The sequence below is a fragment of the Erythrobacter sp. Dej080120_24 genome (genome assembly GCF_036322605.1).
Lineage (GTDB): Bacteria > Pseudomonadota > Alphaproteobacteria > Sphingomonadales > Sphingomonadaceae > Erythrobacter > Erythrobacter aurantius.
Genome location: NZ_AP027262.1, coordinates 576,687 through 592,963, shown reverse-complemented (window position 1 = coordinate 592,963; position 16,277 = coordinate 576,687). Strand labels below are relative to the sequence as shown.

General features: G+C 62.5%; 17 protein-coding genes. 9 read left to right on the top strand and 8 right to left on the bottom strand.

Annotation, left to right across the window (positions count from 1 at the left end; translation table 11 throughout):
• The first annotated feature begins 65 nt into the window (after nt 1-65).
• From AABA34_RS02960 to AABA34_RS02950, 3 genes are read left to right on the top strand one after another with little or no spacing between them, the layout of a single operon-like run.
• Nucleotides 66-701: a ribonuclease D gene (locus AABA34_RS02960; RefSeq protein ID WP_034956279.1), complete on the top strand. Its 636-nt coding sequence runs from the start codon at nt 66-68 to the stop codon at nt 699-701.
• 9 nt (nt 702-710) lie between these two features.
• A complete protein-coding gene (gene lptC, locus AABA34_RS02955; RefSeq protein WP_338303821.1) occupies nt 711-1,376 on the top strand; it encodes an LPS export ABC transporter periplasmic protein LptC in 666 nt (221 codons plus the stop codon).
• Nucleotides 1,376-1,933, top strand: a complete 558-nt coding sequence (locus AABA34_RS02950) for an LptA/OstA family protein (protein ID WP_338303820.1) — start codon at nt 1,376-1,378, stop codon at nt 1,931-1,933. The genes lptC and AABA34_RS02950 overlap by 1 nt, the downstream gene beginning before the upstream one ends.
• Before the next feature lie 186 nt (nt 1,934-2,119).
• Here AABA34_RS02950 and AABA34_RS02945 read toward each other — a convergent pair whose 3' ends face one another.
• The 5 genes from AABA34_RS02945 to AABA34_RS02925 form a co-directional block, all read right to left on the bottom strand.
• The gene (locus AABA34_RS02945; protein WP_338303819.1) at nt 2,120-3,523 is read right to left on the bottom strand and encodes an exopolysaccharide biosynthesis polyprenyl glycosylphosphotransferase; all 1,404 of its coding nucleotides are present in this window, start codon (nt 3,521-3,523) and stop codon (nt 2,120-2,122) included.
• 114 nt (nt 3,524-3,637) lie between these two features.
• Nucleotides 3,638-4,678: a DNA polymerase III subunit delta gene (gene holA / locus AABA34_RS02940; protein WP_034956283.1), complete on the bottom strand. Its 1,041-nt coding sequence runs from the start codon at nt 4,676-4,678 to the stop codon at nt 3,638-3,640.
• A gap of 7 nt (nt 4,679-4,685) precedes the next feature.
• Nucleotides 4,686-5,213, bottom strand: coding sequence for an LPS assembly lipoprotein LptE (gene lptE / locus AABA34_RS02935; protein ID WP_338303818.1), 528 nt, complete (start codon nt 5,211-5,213; stop codon nt 4,686-4,688).
• Nucleotides 5,213-7,729 carry a leucine--tRNA ligase gene (gene leuS, locus AABA34_RS02930; protein WP_338303817.1) on the bottom strand — a complete coding sequence of 839 codons (2,517 nt, stop codon included), beginning with the start codon at nt 7,727-7,729 and terminating at the stop codon, nt 5,213-5,215. Before leuS ends, lptE begins: the two co-directional genes overlap by 1 nt.
• A gap of 45 nt (nt 7,730-7,774) precedes the next feature.
• Entirely contained in the window at nt 7,775-8,227 is a 453-nt protein-coding gene (locus AABA34_RS02925) for a DUF3576 domain-containing protein (RefSeq protein WP_051700314.1), read from the bottom strand.
• Nucleotides 8,228-8,592: 365 nt separating this feature from the next.
• Between AABA34_RS02925 and AABA34_RS02920 the strand changes: the two genes are divergently transcribed.
• The 4 genes from AABA34_RS02920 (at nt 8,593) to AABA34_RS02905 (ending at nt 11,356) form a co-directional block, all read left to right on the top strand.
• Complete coding sequence (locus AABA34_RS02920) at nt 8,593-9,351, top strand: hypothetical protein (RefSeq protein WP_338303816.1); 759 nt, start codon at nt 8,593-8,595, stop codon at nt 9,349-9,351.
• 116 nt (nt 9,352-9,467) lie between these two features.
• Nucleotides 9,468-10,190: an acetoacetyl-CoA reductase gene (gene phbB, locus AABA34_RS02915; RefSeq protein ID WP_338303815.1), complete on the top strand. Its 723-nt coding sequence runs from the start codon at nt 9,468-9,470 to the stop codon at nt 10,188-10,190.
• 25 nt (nt 10,191-10,215) lie between these two features.
• Complete coding sequence (locus AABA34_RS02910; RefSeq protein ID WP_338303814.1) at nt 10,216-10,611, top strand: RidA family protein; 396 nt, start codon at nt 10,216-10,218, stop codon at nt 10,609-10,611.
• Nucleotides 10,612-10,702: 91 nt separating this feature from the next.
• Nucleotides 10,703-11,356 (top strand): PilZ domain-containing protein, encoded by a 654-nt coding sequence (locus AABA34_RS02905; protein WP_338303813.1) that lies wholly within the window; start codon nt 10,703-10,705, stop codon nt 11,354-11,356.
• 3 nt (nt 11,357-11,359) lie between these two features.
• Here AABA34_RS02905 and AABA34_RS02900 read toward each other — a convergent pair whose 3' ends face one another.
• Nucleotides 11,360-12,136, bottom strand: coding sequence for a helix-turn-helix domain-containing protein (locus AABA34_RS02900; protein WP_338303812.1), 777 nt, complete (start codon nt 12,134-12,136; stop codon nt 11,360-11,362).
• A gap of 350 nt (nt 12,137-12,486) precedes the next feature.
• Here AABA34_RS02900 and AABA34_RS02895 point away from each other — a divergent pair, with 350 nt between their 5' ends.
• Nucleotides 12,487-12,729 carry a ribbon-helix-helix domain-containing protein gene (locus AABA34_RS02895; RefSeq protein WP_338303811.1) on the top strand — a complete coding sequence of 81 codons (243 nt, stop codon included), beginning with the start codon at nt 12,487-12,489 and terminating at the stop codon, nt 12,727-12,729.
• A gap of 126 nt (nt 12,730-12,855) precedes the next feature.
• Here the strand turns inward: AABA34_RS02895 and murA are convergent, their stop codons facing one another.
• The gene (gene murA, locus AABA34_RS02890) at nt 12,856-14,136 is read right to left on the bottom strand and encodes a UDP-N-acetylglucosamine 1-carboxyvinyltransferase (protein ID WP_338303810.1); all 1,281 of its coding nucleotides are present in this window, start codon (nt 14,134-14,136) and stop codon (nt 12,856-12,858) included.
• 104 nt (nt 14,137-14,240) lie between these two features.
• Here murA and galU point away from each other — a divergent pair, with 104 nt between their 5' ends.
• Nucleotides 14,241-15,125: a UTP--glucose-1-phosphate uridylyltransferase GalU gene (galU, locus tag AABA34_RS02885; RefSeq protein ID WP_338303809.1), complete on the top strand. Its 885-nt coding sequence runs from the start codon at nt 14,241-14,243 to the stop codon at nt 15,123-15,125.
• A 10-nt stretch (nt 15,126-15,135) separates the two neighbouring features.
• On the opposite strand, the gene AABA34_RS02880 is transcribed toward galU, so the two are convergent.
• The gene (locus tag AABA34_RS02880; RefSeq protein ID WP_338303808.1) at nt 15,136-16,239 is read right to left on the bottom strand and encodes an ankyrin repeat domain-containing protein; all 1,104 of its coding nucleotides are present in this window, start codon (nt 16,237-16,239) and stop codon (nt 15,136-15,138) included.
• Nucleotides 16,240-16,277: the final 38 nt, after the last annotated feature.

Below are 16,277 nucleotides of genomic sequence, written 5' to 3'. Positions count from 1 at the left end.
CCCGCGCGCCCGCTGGGCGAGACGCCTCTTCCCCTCTATCCCCAATCCGCGTAAGCGTCCCGGCCATGACAGTGCATTTTCATGAAGAAGACCTGCCCGCAGGCGTGCTCGAAGGAACCGGCCCGCTGGCCGTCGATACCGAGACCATGGGCCTCATCACCCCGCGCGACCGGCTTTGCGTCGTCCAGATCAGCGACGGTTCGGGCGACGAACATCTCGTGCGCTTTTCGCCGGGGAGCGATTACGAAGCGCCCAATCTCACCGCGCTGCTGGCGGATGAAAGCCGGTTGAAGCTGTATCACTTCGCGCGCTTCGATCTCGCCGCGATCCAGTACTATCTCGGCGTGATGGCCGCGCCGGTGTTCTGCACAAAGATCGCGAGCAAGCTGGTCCGCACCTACACCGATCGCCACGGGCTCAAGAACCTGACCGAGGAACTGCTGGGCGAAAGCCTGTCAAAACAGCAGCAGTCGAGCGACTGGGGCGGCCCTGTCCTGAGCGAGGCGCAGCGCGAATATGCAGCCTCCGACGTGCGGTATCTCCACCGGCTGCGTGATGAGTTGATCGTGCGGCTGGAACGCGAGGGGCGGATGGAGCTGGCGCAGGCCTGTTTCGACTTCCTTCCGGCGCGCGCGCAGCTGGATATTGCCGGATGGGACAACCGCGACATATTCAGCCACAATGAAGGATACACATCCTAGGCGATCCCCATGGCGATCAAACAGCGCATCGAAACCAGCGAGGCCAAGGCCCTGCGCTCCCGGAGGCAGCACTTCGCCGCGCCGGGTGGCAGTCATGACAGGCTGGTCGGCTTTCTTGCACGTGCGCTGCCGATGGGTGTCGGGGTCGTCGCGGCCTTGATGGTGATCACCCCGCTTTCCCCACGCGGCGAAGTCAGCTTCCTGCTCGACCGGACAAAAGTGGCGGTGATCGACGAGCGGCTGAGCGTCGACAATGCGATGTATCGCGGGCGGGACAACACCGGGCGACCTTTCTCGATCACTGCGGGCGAAGCCGTGCAGAGATCGAGCAGCGAAGGGCTGGTACGGATGAAAGACCTGCTCGCGCAACTTCTGCTGAACGACGGCCCGGCGCGATTGTCTGCGCCCGGCGGCGTCTACGACATCAACGAAGAGGTCGTGACGGTTGACGGGTCGATCCTCGTGCGCACCGCCGATGGCTATTCGCTGACGGCCAGCGGCGTGTCCTTCGATCTTGAAACCCGCATGATGCGCGGGGATGCTGGCGTGGCGGGTGCCGTGCCTGCAGGGACCTTCGCAGCGGACAGGATGCAGGCGGATATCGACGCTCGCACGCTCGAATTGAATGGCAATGCCCGGCTGACAATGGTGCCGGGGCAGTTGAGGATGCCGTGATGATGGCAAGAAAGAATGGCCAGCTGGGCCGGGTGGCGATTGCCTGGGCAGTCGGAGGATTTGTGCTGGCGAGCGCGCTCGCCGGGGTAAGCGGGGCGGGGGCGCAGGCCATCGCCCGCCATGACACCAAGGCGCCGGTATCGTTCGATGCGGGTAATATCGCACTCGATGACAGGGCAAACCGAGTTGTCCTGACCGGCGGCGTGACGATCAATCAGGGTGCGCTGACGGTCCGTTCCAACCGGATGCTGGCGCAATACACCGATGACGGCTCGCTCGACGTGACCCGGATTACGGCCAATGGCGGGGTTGTCGTCACTCGCGGGAACGAACGCGCGAGCGGCGATGTCGCGGTCTATGACTTCGGCCGCAGGGTGATCACCGTGGCCGGGAATGTCGAATTGCGCCGGGGAAGCGACACTCTGAATGGCGGGCGACTGGTGATCGATCTCGACAGCGGATTGTCGAGCGTTGACGGGCGTTCTGGCGGAGGCACCCCGGGGGAGACTGGCAACAGCGGCAGGGTCACCGGTACCTTCACCATCCCGCAGGATTGATTGGAAATCTTTGTTTGGCGCAGCCCATCCGGGCTGCGAAATCCTCGCGGGTCCGGGCCAATCCAAATCATGGTTTTCGCGCTCCAACGGCCCGAAGGGCCGCAAGGCCAAGTGGCCGCCCCGCAGGTGCGTGAGCTCAGCGAACAATAGCACCGAAGATGAAGGCGCGGATGCGCCTTCGAAACACTAATACGCGTTGTCGTGCCGCAGCACCCAGATGGTCTGCAACACAATCGCGATATCGCGGCGCAGCGACCAGCCCGAAATGTATTCGAGATCGGACTGCAAGCGGTCGGTCAGGTCTTTCTCCTGCTCGGTCGCGCCGCGATGGCCGCGCACCTGAGCCAGACCGGTCAGCCCCGGCTTGAGGCAATGACGGCGCCAGTACTGCGCGTCTACCTCCCAGAACAGCTTGCTGTTGGCGCGGCTGCCCAGGGCATGTGGGCGCGGGCCGACGATCGACATGTCCCCGCGCAGGACGTTGATCAGCTGCGGCAGCTCGTCGATCGAAGTCTTGCGAATGAATACTCCGATTCTGGTGATCCGGTCATCCTCGCGTCCGGTCGAGCGATCGCCATTGGCATCGTTCTGCTCGACCCGCATCGAACGGAATTTCAGCATGTCGAAGAATTGGTTGCCCCGCCCAAGCCGCCGCTGGACGAACAGCACCGGCCCGCCATCTTCGAGCTTGATCAGAGCCGCGACAATCAGCAGCACCGGCGAAAGCGCGACCAGCGCACCGCCCGCGATGGTGATGTCGAACAGGCGCTTGGAAATGCGCGAACGCAGGCCGAGCGGCCCGGTTGAAACCACCAGGGTCGTGCGCCCCTGTCCTTCGTAACGGTGCACATCCGTCGCCCCGAGTTGGTGCGCGGGTTCGCTCACGATCTCGCCATAGACCCCGGCCGATTTGAGCAGGAACGCCCATGCCTGCCGCCGCTCGCTGGGGCAGCTGACGACGACCTTGTCTTGATTCTGCAGCAACCTTCCAAGCCGATCCAGCATGAAGGGATCGTGGCTGGTCGGATCGAGATCATATTGCTGTGCGAAAATGGAGATCGCCTTATGGAGCGTGAAATCAGGGCCGCCATCGTCAATGATCAGACGGTTCATGGTGCGGCCGCCCCAGAACTTTTCGATTACTACCGGCACAAGGCGGCGCAGGGCCACGAGGGCGACCGCAGCCATGATCAATCCCAACGTCACCGACACGCGCGAGAATTGGGCGTTGGACTTGGTGTAGAATGCTACGAAGTTGAGCAATGCCGCCGAAATGACAAGCGCCACCAGTGCCTGACGCGCACCATAGAGCCAATCGGCGAGCGAGCGTCCGCTGTAGGTCTGGTTGTAGAGCGCGATGGTGAAGAAGAGAGGCAGCATGGTTTGCACTGCAAGCATATTGCGCTCGTGCCACCATTGGCCTTCGTACACCTGCCCGGCGAGAGCAAATGCACCATGCAGCAGCAAGGCATCCAGCAACAGCAGCAGGATATAAGCGCGCAGGCGCCGCCGCTCGAGCGAGGGCGCTATCCTGTATTCGACCTGCTCTGAGTTCGCTGCCTCAAGCAGCGTGCCGGAAATCTTGTTCATTCAGCCTCGCGCTCCCCCGGAACGCTCCTTAAGAGAAACCCCTTATTCTTCGTTAAGCCTATACGCACAAGTGCGTAATTTTGCGAATGCGAAATGAAAAGCTGTCCGAAAATGCTACCGCTTGGCGGCGAAACGGGCGATTTCCGCCAGATCCTGCACCAGCAGCAGCTCCGCCGCCTGACTGTTGGCAAGCAGACTTCGGTGCAATGCAACAAGACGGGACACCAGACGATCCAGCTTGCGGGGTTGCCATGCTCCCAGTTGTTGCCTGATTTCGCGCTCTTCCTTCCAGAAGATGCCAAGCTGCGCCTTTTCACCCTTGCCGAGATTGTCGAGCGAACCGCGCGGGCCGATTTTCGCGCTGATCTGGACAAGCTGGGTCGCTCGCCGTTCGAGCGCCAGCACCAGCCCGACAGGATTGAGGCCAAGCTCGCGCACACGCTTCAATTCAACCGGCAGCTTGCCCAGCTCGCCCCCCAACACGGCATTAACCACCGGGCCGAACCCATCCTCTTCGGTGGCCGCGCCGATTTCCGCGTAATCTTCGGGCGAGACATTACGCGGCGCCTGCGGCGAGGCATCCATGTAAAGCGCCAGCTTGTCGACTTCCGACTGCGCCAGCCGGACATCAAGGCCCGCTGCCCGCGCGATCCTCTCGGCAAGATCGCCGCCCAGTCGCAGGCCGGCACCATCCGCCATGGTCCGCACCGAAGCCGCCACACTCGACAGATCGGGCTGGTAGAACATCACCACCAGCGCGTCCTGGCGTTTCTCCAGGAGTTTGGCGGTGCGCGCCTTGTCCGTGGCGGAAGTGGCGACGATGATGACCGGGGCCGCCTTCCCCGCGCCAGCTTCACCGGTATCGATCAGGGCCTGAACCGCGTCATGCGCCTCGTCACCGCTGGCCCGCACCAGAATATGCCGCGCATCGCCGAACAACGACCCCGAACGCGCTTCGTCCCCGAGCAAGGCCGGATCGCGCTTGAGATCCGCGCCCGACAGTTCGACCCGCTCACCGGGATCGGGCAGCGCCTCGATCACCTTGGTCGCGGCGGCAGAGGCCCCGGCTTCATCCGGCCCGCAAAAGAAGAAGATCGTGGCCTGAGAAGCCGAGCGCGGCACCCCGCGGAGGAATTCGGAATGCTTGCCCTTCATCGGGCCATCACTGCGCGCCGCCCGCGCGCTGGCGCTCTCTCAGGACGAGCGCAATGCGGGTCGCCATCCGGTCGGCAACATCCTGCGCGAGGTTTTCCAGCGCGCGCTGTTCTGCGGCAATGGTCGCATATTCAGAGGAAACCACGTCGATCCCCGCATCCGATCCCGCAGTCGCATCGAGCAGGATCTCTCCCGTCGCCAGATCGGTGAGCTGATAGCGCGAACGGAGGATGCGGCGTTCACGGCTGATCGTGTCGTCGTTGAGCACGCCCAGGGCTTCCAGCGCATCGTCCAGCCGGACGTCGAGCCGATAACGCGGCGTGGCATCGCCTTGTCCGGCATTGGCCACACCGAGCCTGTCGCGCAGCGCGTTGCGCACCAGCCAGCCATCCCGGCCAGGAATTGGCGGAACCTCGACAGCGGCAAGCCCCTGCGCCACGCCGGAACTCGCCCCGCCCGCATACATCGGCTGCAATCCGCAGGCGGAAAGGGCAGGCAGCGCGCACAGCGCGAGAAGGATGGCCCCGCGCCGCATCACGTTACGATGTTCACCAGCCTGTCGGGCACCACGATCACCTTGCGAATGTCTGCTCCGTTGATCGAACGCTGGACGTTCTCGCTGGCGAGCGCAAGCGCCTCGAGATCTTCTTTCGACGATCCCTTGGGCGCCTTCAGCGTGTCGCGCAGTTTGCCCATGTGCTGCACCGCGATGGTGACCTCGTCTTCCACCAGCATCGCCGGATCATGATCGGGCCAGGCGGCATCGGCGATGAGGGCATCTGCGCCAAGCCGCGAATACGCTTCCTCCGCCAGATGCGGCATCATCGGCGCGATCAGGTGCAGGATCGTGCGGATCGCGAAATTGCGGCTTTGCGAAGGTGCGGCCTTTTCGGCGGCCCCGGTCAATTCGTAAATGCGCGCCACCGCCTTGTTGAAGGACAGCGCCTCGATATCGCTGGCGACAGCGACAATCGCCTGATGCGCCTTGCGCGCGAGGTCCTTGTCCTCACCCGTCGCCGCATCGTCGATCTGGCCGAACAGCCGCCACAGCCGCTGGACGAAACGCCAGCAGCCCTCGATCCCCGCTTCGGACCACGGGAGGTCGCGTTCGGGCGGGCTGTCGGACAGCATGAACCAGCGCACCGCATCCGCACCGTAATTGGCGATGATGTTGTCGGGATCGACGGTGTTCTTCTTCGACTTCGACATCTTGATGACACGGCCGATTTCGACCGGTGCACCATCAGACTTGAGCGTCGCGCCACTGGAAGTCCGCTCGATTTCCTCGGGCGAATACCACACGGGCTTGTCGTCCACCGTGCGGCCATAGGTTTCATGCGTCACCATGCCTTGCGTGAACAGCGAGGCGAAGGGCTCCTTCACCTCCAGCTTGCCGATATGCGCAAGTGCACGGGTCCAGAACCGGGCGTAGAGGAGGTGCAGGATCGCGTGCTCGATCCCGCCGATGTAATGCTCCACCGGCATCCACTTGGCGATTTCCTCCGGGTCGAACGGCTTGTCTGCCGGCTGCGATGCGAAACGCAGGAAATACCAGGAACTGTTGGTGAAAGTGTCGAGAGTGTCCGTCTCGCGCCGCGCCTTTGCACCGCACTTCGGGCAATCGACATGCTTCCACGTCGGGTGCCGTTCCAGCGGATTGCCCGGCGTGTCGAAATCGACATCATCGGGCAGGGTGACCGGCAATTGATCCTTGGGCACCGGGACGATGCCGCAGCCATCGCAATGGATGAAGGGGATCGGCGTGCCCCAATAACGTTGACGCGAAATGCCCCAGTCGCGCAGGCGCCAGACCGTCGTGCCCTTGCCCCAGCCGCCCTGTTCGGCGCGGGCGATGACTTCGGCCTTGGCGTCTTCGACGCTCATCCCGTCAAGGAAATCCGAATTGACGATCACACCGTCGCCGGGTTCGGCTTCACCGCCCATCGGCGCGTCGGCCTGGCTCGCATCCTTGGCCACTACGCGGGCGATCGGCAGTTCGTACTTGGTCGCGAATTCGAAGTCGCGCTGGTCATGCCCCGGCACGCCCATCACCGCGCCGGTGCCGTAATCCATCAGCACGAAATTGGCGATGAAGACGGGCATGGCCGCCCCGGTGAAGGGATGCCGTGCGGTGATATCGGTGCGATAGCCCAGCTTTTCCGCGGTTTCGAGCGCGGCGGCGGTGGTGCCGCCCTTCTTGCATTCCTCGATGAACGCGGCGACGACCGGATCGTCGGCCAGCCCTTGCGCGATCGGATGATCGGCGGCGATGGCGCAGAAACTCGCCCCGAAGATCGTGTCGGGCCGCGTGCTGTAGACGGGCAGCGTCTCGCCGTTCGAGAGATCGAAACTGAATTCCAGACCCGACGACTTGCCGATCCAGTTTTCCTGCATCAGCTTGACCTTTTCGGGCCAGTGCTCGAGCTCGCCCAGTCCCGTCAGCAGGTCTTCGGCGAAATCGGTGATCTTGAGGAACCACTGGTCAAGCTTGCGCTTCTCGACCTCGGCACCTGATCGCCAGCCCTTGCCGTCGATCACCTGCTCATTGGCCAGCACCGTCATGTCGACCGGGTCCCAGTTGACCTCGGACGATTTGCGATAGACCAACCCGGCTGCGTACATGTCGAGGAACAGCGCCTGTTCGTGGCCGTAATATTCGGGATCGCAGGTCGCAAACTCACGCGTCCAGTCGAGCGCGAAGCCGATGCGCTTCAATTGCGCCTTCATCGCCTCGATATTGGAGCGGGTCCAGGCGCCGGGATGCACCTTCTTTTCCATCGCCGCGTTTTCGGCGGGCATGCCGAAGGCGTCCCAGCCCATCGGGTGCAGCACTTCGTGCCCGCGCATCTTCTTGTAGCGCGCCAGCACGTCACCCATGGTGTAATTGCGCACATGACCCATGTGGATGCGCCCCGAAGGATAGGGAAACATCTCCAGCACGTAGCTCTTGGGCTTTTCGCTGTTCGAATCGGCGGTGAAGGTGCCGGCCTCTTCCCACGCGCGCTGCCAGCGCCCGTCGGATTGGGACGGATCGAATCGGGTGTCAGTCATGACAAGCTCGCTAATGCGCCGAAGCGCCAACGCAAAGGGAAAGGCTTATCCGGCGATAGCCTTGCGACGCAGATCGCGTGCGCGGGTGAGGATAATGTCCTCAAGCTTCTGCACGGTTGCGGCCTGCACCGGCGCATCCACCCAGCCGCCGCCCTGAGCAACCTGACGGCTGGCCGAAACCCGCAGCGCGTCGGCGCGCAGATCCTGATCGAGGATCGTCACCGTCACCTTGACCCGTTCGTTGGGGTTGCTGGGGTTGGCGTACCAATCGGTGATGATGACCCCGCCTGCACTGTCAGCGGAAAGCAGCGGCGCGAAGCTCAACGTTTCGAGCGCACCGCGCCAAAGATAGGCGTTGACGCCAATGGTGTTGATCTGCGCGGCCTGCAGTTCGGTGGTCGGGCGTTCGTTGCCGCCACAGGCAGCCAGCAGCCCAAGCGCAGCGGCAAGGCCTGCGATGCGTGTCGTGTTCGAAAGTGCGGTCTTGGCGCTTGTCACTGCGGTAATGTCCCTCGCTTGTGTCCTTGGAAGGCTCTATAACGGGCCGGGGCACAGCGGCAAGCGTATTGAACCCCCGCACCCGCCTAGATGGTATAGTCTTTCGCCCACCTTCCTACCATTTGCGTGCCTGTATGGCGGCTGAACTCCCTCAGTTCAAAGGGGGAGGTTGTGTGGTCTGCGCAACAGTCCTGCCGGGAAGCGGCCCGCTGCCTGTGGAAAATATTGCAACTTTGGCAGTCACAAACCTATCACAGACGTAGCGTAATGCGGGACAGGCGAGTCTTTGGCAGTTATGCTCAGCGACGGTTCAGGATTCTTATGCTTGGATCCGTCGCAAGTTTGGGACGAAGGTACAGTTTGAAATGGCTAGCGGGATGGACAAGACGGCGATGAAGCAGCGCAAGCTGCCGCTGCTTGGCATTGCTGCCGCGCTGTTGCTCGGCGTGCCGTCTGCCGGACTTGCCGTTGTCGGCATCACCGCGGGTGAAGGCCCGCGTGCGGCGGCAGCCTACGATCTTTTCACCCCGGCCTCGATCGATCCGGAATTGGCCGCGCGCGTTGCGGAAAAAGCGCGTGAGCGCGGTATCCGGTTCACGCCCGCTGGCGCCAATGCGATCCGCAACGAACGGCTTGTTACCGTCGCCGTGCGCATCGACGACGAGGCCGCACAAGCCATCTCGGTCCGCAAGGCGCTTGAGCCTGCTCCGGGCAAAGCCGCCGGTATTGCCGGGCTGCAGGCCACCCGCTTCAACCTCGGCACGGCGCGCGGCTATCAAAGCTTCGCGCGGACTCAGGCGGCATCGACCTTGCCCGATGACCTGCGCAACCTATCGATGCCCGATCTTGCCGAGTTCGAGCCTTCGCGCCCCACGCGCGAAGACAAGCCCAGCCGGCTTCAGCCGCTGGTCGAGCTTGAGGATGAAACCATCGCCGGCCGTTCGCCTAACACTCTCGATGCAAGATCGCAGACTTTGGGCGTTGGCGGCAGCTTCCGGCTCTCGCCCAATCTCGATGTGACGGCTGGCGTACGCTATTCGCAGGAGCGTGATCGTCTCGCTCCGCTCACCAACTCGGTGCAGGACAGCCAGGCCGTCTACGTCGGCACGCAAATCCGCTTCTGACGCCTACCCGGTCAGGATATCCGACTTTCGTCACAAAGACCTCGCTGCGGCGGGGTTTTTTGTTGCTTGCCCTAACGGCAACGCTACTCTCGGCGCACAGCAATTGGGAGGGATTCATGGGCCGGGTAGCAATCGTCACTGGTGGAACGCGCGGTATCGGAGAAGCGATCTGCAAGCGTCTGCAACGGCAGGGACATACAGTCATCGCCAACTATGCCGGGAATGAGGACAAGGCCCGCACCTTCTCCGAGGAAACCGGCATCCCCTCGCGCAAATGGGACGTCGGCGATCATCAGGCCTGCCTTGACGGTTGCGCCGCAGTCGAAGCCGAATTCGGCCCTGTTGAGATCGTCGTCAACAACGCCGGTATCACCCGCGACGGCACTCTGCACAAGATGAGCTTTGACGACTGGAACGACGTGATGCGCGTCAATCTGGGTGGCTGTTTCAACATGGCCAAGGCGACCTTTCCCGGCATGCGGGAGCGTGGCTGGGGAAGGATCGTCAACATCGGCTCGATCAACGGACAGGCCGGGCAATACGGGCAGGTCAATTACGCCGCTGCGAAGTCCGGCATTCACGGTTTCACCAAGGCGCTGGCGCAGGAAGGCGCCAAATTCGGCGTCACCGTCAACGCGATCGCACCCGGTTATATCGACACCGACATGGTCGCCGCCGTGCCGGAACCGGTGCTGGAAAAGATCGTCGCCAAGATCCCCGTCGGCCGTCTCGGCATGGCGGAGGAGATCGCCCGCGGCGTCGCCTTCCTTACATCGGAGAACGGCGGTTTCATGACCGGGTCGACCATGAGCATCAACGGCGGCCAGCACATGTACTGATACCGGCTGCATTGGGGGAACAGCAATGGACAAGAAGACACACAATCCGACGCCGTGGCTGGAACATTTCGGGCTGCACCACGGGGTCGAAGTCAGCGGTGCGACGCGAACGCTCTACCTGTCGGGGCAAACCGCATCGGATGCCGATGGTGCTCCGCTCCATCCGGGCGATCTCGTCGCGCAATATGCCTCTGCATGGCAATGCCTGATGGATGCGCTGGATTCGGCGGGCATGGCTGCGAGCAATCTCGTGCGGCTCAATTTCTACACCACCGATGTCGCCGGCTTCATGGAACAGGCCGAAACCATCACCGCGCATCACATTGGTGCCGGGGCGACCGTCGCCAGCACGCTGCTGGGGGTTCAGGCGCTGTACCATCCCGATATCATGATCGAGATAGAGGGAACCGCCGTCGCCTGACGCCGCGCTTTCACCGGCGATAGTGTTGACAGCTCATTAACCTCAATGGGTTACACCGCATCAATCATGTTTGAGAGGTGCGAAGGTCGTCATGTCGCCAGGAGTTCACGCAAGTACGCAAGACGCAAAGGCTGACGCCAACCCGTCGCGGCGCAAAGCAACGCTGCTGCGGACGGCAAAGGTGATCTGCGAGGCGGGCGAGTATCTCTGCCTGATCCGCGAGCTTTCGGAAATCGGCCTCAGCCTCAAATTCCTGCACGAAGCCCCGCGCGAAACGCGCATCCTGTTGCAGCTGACCAATGGGCTGACTTACCCGATCGAACGGGTCTGGGCCGGGCGCGAACAGGCTGGATACCGTTTCGGCAATGGCATCGATCTGGCAGAGTTCCTGAACGAGGATGCCCCGCACGGTTGCCGCCCTGTCAGGCTGACACTTTCGGCTCCCGCCGTGATCACCGACGGCCAGCGTCGCGCTAAGGTGACGCTGATGGATCTTTCGCGCGAGGGCGCCCGGTTTGAAAGCGATGCGATACACCCCTGCGGCACGATCCTCAGCTTCGAAGCTCTCGGGCTGCCGCAAAGGCTCGGCGAGGTGCGATGGCAGGACGGGCGACTGTTCGGGATGCAGTTCAACCATCCGCTGACGTTGCAGCAACTCGCGGATGCATCGCTTTCCCTCCAGCCGATACTCGATCGCGGGCCCGATCTCGCCACTGCGGCGCTCAAGCGCTCGCGCGCGGCGTGACGGCTACTGGATGAAATAGCCGCCGACTTTCAACTGCCCGCCATCGCGTTCCATCGCGACGCGCTCGATCACGCCAACGCGGTTTTCGAAATCGGTGCGGAACAGCGCGATTTCATAGGTTTTGCCCGCTTCATTCACGGTAGTGAACTGGATTGCCCGCCGGTCCAACACTTCGCCGAGTGGCGCCCTTGCTGCAGCGGTTGCGGATTTGAACATGGCAAGGTCCACGGCAGAGCGGAAAGCTGACGTGGTTGCCGCAAAGCTGGTTTCCAGATCGCTCTTGTCGACCAGAGCCAGCCATTCCCGTGCAGCTTGTTCGCGGACCGCGTCTTCCTGTGCAGCGGCGGATGACTCTGCCATTTCAGACCGGGCTTCCCAGCCACCAGTTTGCACTTCCCATCCGCCCGATTGAACAAACGCGATTGCGGCTGCGAGTGTCATCATCATGATAATTCCTCCAATCCAGAGAGCCGGGCTTCGGCCCCGTTTCCTGATGGAAGGATCATCGGACGATGGCAGCATCGCCGCATCCCCCAAATGTTCGTATGCAAGTTTTTTGGAGGTTCTCTCGGCGGCCTGCGCTTCGCTCTCGTAAAGCACGCGCGCGGCTTCGCGGCTGCTGGTGACATCCAGCTTGCGCCGCGCGGATCGCAGCCTTTCGTTGATCGTATGCACCGAGAGATCCAGCTCGGTCGCGGCGGATTTGGCGTCATGCCCGCGCACGATCAGGCGCAGGGTTTCCTTCTCCTTTTCGGTGAGTTGATCGATCGCGGCAGTCATGCCCGATTGTGTGGAGACAAGCCCGGCGAAGGGCCACCCCAAAAATCTTGTGTGCGCCATGACATACGCGCAACGATTGGGGTGCAATCGCGATTTTCCTGCATGGCTTGCGCCCGCTATGCCGGATGCGTCTCTTTCAAACTGTCGGTTTTCTGGTCCAGTTGGCCGGGAGAGAAATTTTTTAAATTTGGATAAGTGTCAATTTCACTTTTCGCCCATTTTCCTTCGTTTAATCAGATAATTGGCCGCCGAAATGGCGCGTGACACCGTGTCAGCTTTGTCAATTTCCTTCGCAACCGCGCAAAAGCGCGATGCGGACAGGGTGCGGCTTCCATGCTATCGCATCGCGCATGACGCCGCCCTACCATCCCCCAGTCAAACGCTCGATCCAGATCGCCGGGCACAAGACCTCGATCAGCCTGGAGCCCGTATTCTGGGACATGCTCAAGGAAGCGGCACACAACGAAGGCGTTGCGATCAGCGCGCTCGTCGGGCGGATCGATGCGGAGCGGATAAAGTCACCAACCCCGCCCGGCCTCGCCAGCGCGATCCGGGTGTGGTTGGTGAGCCAAGCGACTCTCCAAGGAAACTAGCCTCAAAGACGCTTTCGCTTGGGCTTCGCCGAAAATTGTGCCGGTCGGGTACCCGGCGCGCAGCGACCTTATCGGATCGTGAGCACCGGAAGGCCAGAGCGGAAGCCGGGCTGGCCTGCAAATGCCTCAGTCGTCGACGCGTTCGATGTCGGCACCCACCAGTTGCAGCTTCTCCTCCAGCCGCTCGTATCCGCGGTCGAGGTGATAGATGCGGCGCACGGTCGTCTCGCCTTCCGCGGCGAGCGCGGCGATGATCAGGCTCATCGAAGCGCGCAGATCGGTCGCCATAACTTCGGCTCCGGTCAGCTTGACCGGCCCTTTGACAATCGCGGTGCGACCTTCGGTGGCGATGTCAGCCCCCATGCGCGCCAGTTCGGGCACGTGCATGAAACGGTTTTCGAAAATCGTTTCCTTGAGGACGCTGGTGCCTTCGGCCTTGCACAGCAGGCTCATCAATTGCGCCTGCATGTCGGTGGCAAGGCCGGGGAAAGGCGCAGTGGTGAGATTTGCCGGCTTGAGCTTGCCGTTGGCGCGGACGGTGATGCCCTTCTTGTCCTCGTCGATCTCGACTCCGATGGCGCGCAGGGCGTGAATGGTCGAAGCCATGTCATGCGCGTTGGCGCCTTCGAGCCGCACTTCGCCTCCGGTGATGGCGGCGGCGCAAGCATAGGAACCGGCTTCGATCCGGTCGGGCATGACCCGGTAGGTCGCGCCGTGCAGCCGCTTGACCCCGTGGATGGTGAGATCGGAGGTACCGATACCTTCGATCTCCGCGCCCATCGCCACCAACAGGTTGCACAGGTCAACGATCTCCGGCTCGCGTGCGGCGTTGAAGAGCTTGCAGGTTCCGTTGGCGAGCACGGCTGCCATCACCGCGTTCTCGGTCGCGCCGACGGATACGACGGGAAAGTCGAACTCGCCGCCGGGCAATCCGCCGTCAGGCGCGGTCGCCTTTACGTAGCCTTGTGCCAGCTCGATCTTCGCCCCGAACGCTTCAAGCGCCTTCAGATGCAAGTCGATGGGCCGGTTGCCGATGGCGCAGCCACCGGGCATGGACACGGTCGCCTCTCCCATGCGCGCAAGCATCGGGCCAAGCACGAGGATCGACGCGCGCATCTTGCGCACCAGATCGTATGGCGCGACGGTGGAGGTGATGCGCGTCGCCTCCATGCTCATCACGCGCCCGAAATCTTCGGGCCGCGTGCCCTGGATGACGGTGGTGACCCCAAACTGGTTCATCAGGTGCTGGAAACCGTCGATGTCCGCCAGCCGCGGCAGGTTGCGCAGCGTCACCGGCTCTTCGGTAAGCAGAGCGCAGGGGATCAGGGTGAGGGCGGCGTTCTTGGCGCCCGAGATCGGAATGGTGCCGGAAAGGCGGTTGCCGCCACGAATGATGAGTTTGTCCATGGCCTCTGCCTTTATCGTGTTTGCAGCGCCGCGCAAACGTCACATGGCAAGGTTACAACCCGCGCAGTTGACGGAAATGATAACGAGGGCCTAACCGGTACGTCATGAACAGCCAGAAACCGATCAAGAAGGCCGTATTCCCGGTAGCCGGGCTCGGCACTCGCTTCCTTCCCGCGACAAAGGCGATCCCGAAGGAATTGCTGCCGATCGTGGATCGCCCCTTGATCCAGTACGCCGTGGACGAAGCGCGCGAGGCGGGGATCGAGCAGATGATCTTCGTCACTGGCCGCGGCAAGACCGCGATCGTCGAACATTTCGACATGGCCTATGAACTCGAAAGCACGATGAGCGAACGCGGCAAGGACATGAGCGTGCTCGACCCGACCCGTGCGACTCCGGGTGACATCATCACCGTTCGCCAGCAGGTACCCTTGGGCCTGGGTCACGCGATCTGGTGTGCGCGGGCCATCGTGGGGGACGAACCCTTCGCCATCTTCCTGCCGGACGAGCTGATGATCGGCCACAAGGGCGGCACCGGCTGCATGAAGCAGATGGTGGACGCCTATGAACAGGTCGGCGGCAATCTGATCAGCGTGCTGGAAGTGCCGATGGAGGAAGTCTCCAGCTATGGCGTGATTGATCCGGGCGCGGCTGACGGCGCATTGACCGAGGTGAAGGGACTGGTTGAGAAGCCGCCGGTCGAAAAGGCACCCTCGAACAAGATCATTTCGGGCCGTTACATCCTGCAACCCGAAGTGATGCGTACGCTCGAAAATCAGGAGAAGGGCGCGGGCGGTGAAATCCAGCTGACCGATGCGATGGCGCGGATGATCGGGACTCAGCCGTTTCACGCAGTCACCTTCGATGGCAAGCGTTACGATTGCGGCAGCAAGACGGGTTTCGTCGAGGCGACTTTGGCGCTGGCGCTTGAGCGCGAAGACATGGGCGCCGAGGTGCGAGCGATAGCGGAGCGGCTTTTGGCGCGTTAGGCGCCGCAACTCACCGGTCGTAGTCGGGCTTTGCCAATGCGATCGGCATGGGGTTCAGCGCGACCCATTGGACCGCTAGCTCCATCAAGACCGCAGGATCGCCCCGCTTGCGCCGGATCTCGCTTGCCGCAACACGCGACCTGGCAAGCGCTTCATCCGGCAGCGGCATGCCCGATGCCATATGAGCGTCGAAAGCATCGACCATCTCGCGGTAGTTATCGCCCCAGTTGATCCCGCCGTTGCGGACAATCTCAGCCGCGACACGCCCGGAAATGCGGATGACCTCGCCTTGCACCGTCGGCGCTGCACCCGTGCCGGGGACAAGCGCCTTCCAAAGCGCCTGATGCGCTTCTTGCCAACCACCCTCTGGCAAGATGATCGGCTTGTCGATCGGGTGCAGATCCCGGCGTGGAACCGGGGGTACAGAGAACAACGCATACAGCCGCTCAAGTCCTGCGCTCGCTTCATCGACCGTGTCATGATTGAAGTCGGCACGATGGAATTCGAAATTCTCCCCCAGCTTTCGCACCATTGCCTTGAGCGCGGGATCATCGGCCTCGCTGCGCGGAGCCTTGCCAATGAGCCGGGTGAACAGGCCGGGTTTCGGGCCTGCACCGCCGACATCAATCAGGAGTTCAGCCATCGACGCCATTCCAGCGAGCGAGCCGTTGCTGCACTGTTGCAATCCCGCTGCAAGGGGGGTCAGTCCATTGCGATCGCGCGCATTCCAGCGCGCCCCATGTTCCAGCAACAACCGCGCAGCGGCGAGATTTTGGACCCGAGCGGCTGCGTGAAGCGGGCTTTCTGCTCCGTCAGGGCGATCGACCTTCGCGCCAAGCTCGATGAGTACCGCAATGTCACCTTGCCAATGCCCGGCCCGCGAATGCAAAGGGGATCGGCCGTATCTGTCGGCTGCCTCAAGGTCGGCCCCTTCGGCGACAAGCCAGCGCGCGAGGTCATCAGGGCAATCTACATAGGCGAGTGCGGTGTGTTTCAGATAGCTCCCTTGGGCATCCAGCTCGCAGGCATCAAACACCGCACGCATGGCTGACAGATCGCCGGACCTGAGGATCTCGTCAAAGTCCTTGGGTAAAGTCTTGCGCTTGCGGGGCATGGTTGCGGATCTCCGGGAAGAGAAAGGGGCGCCGCAAT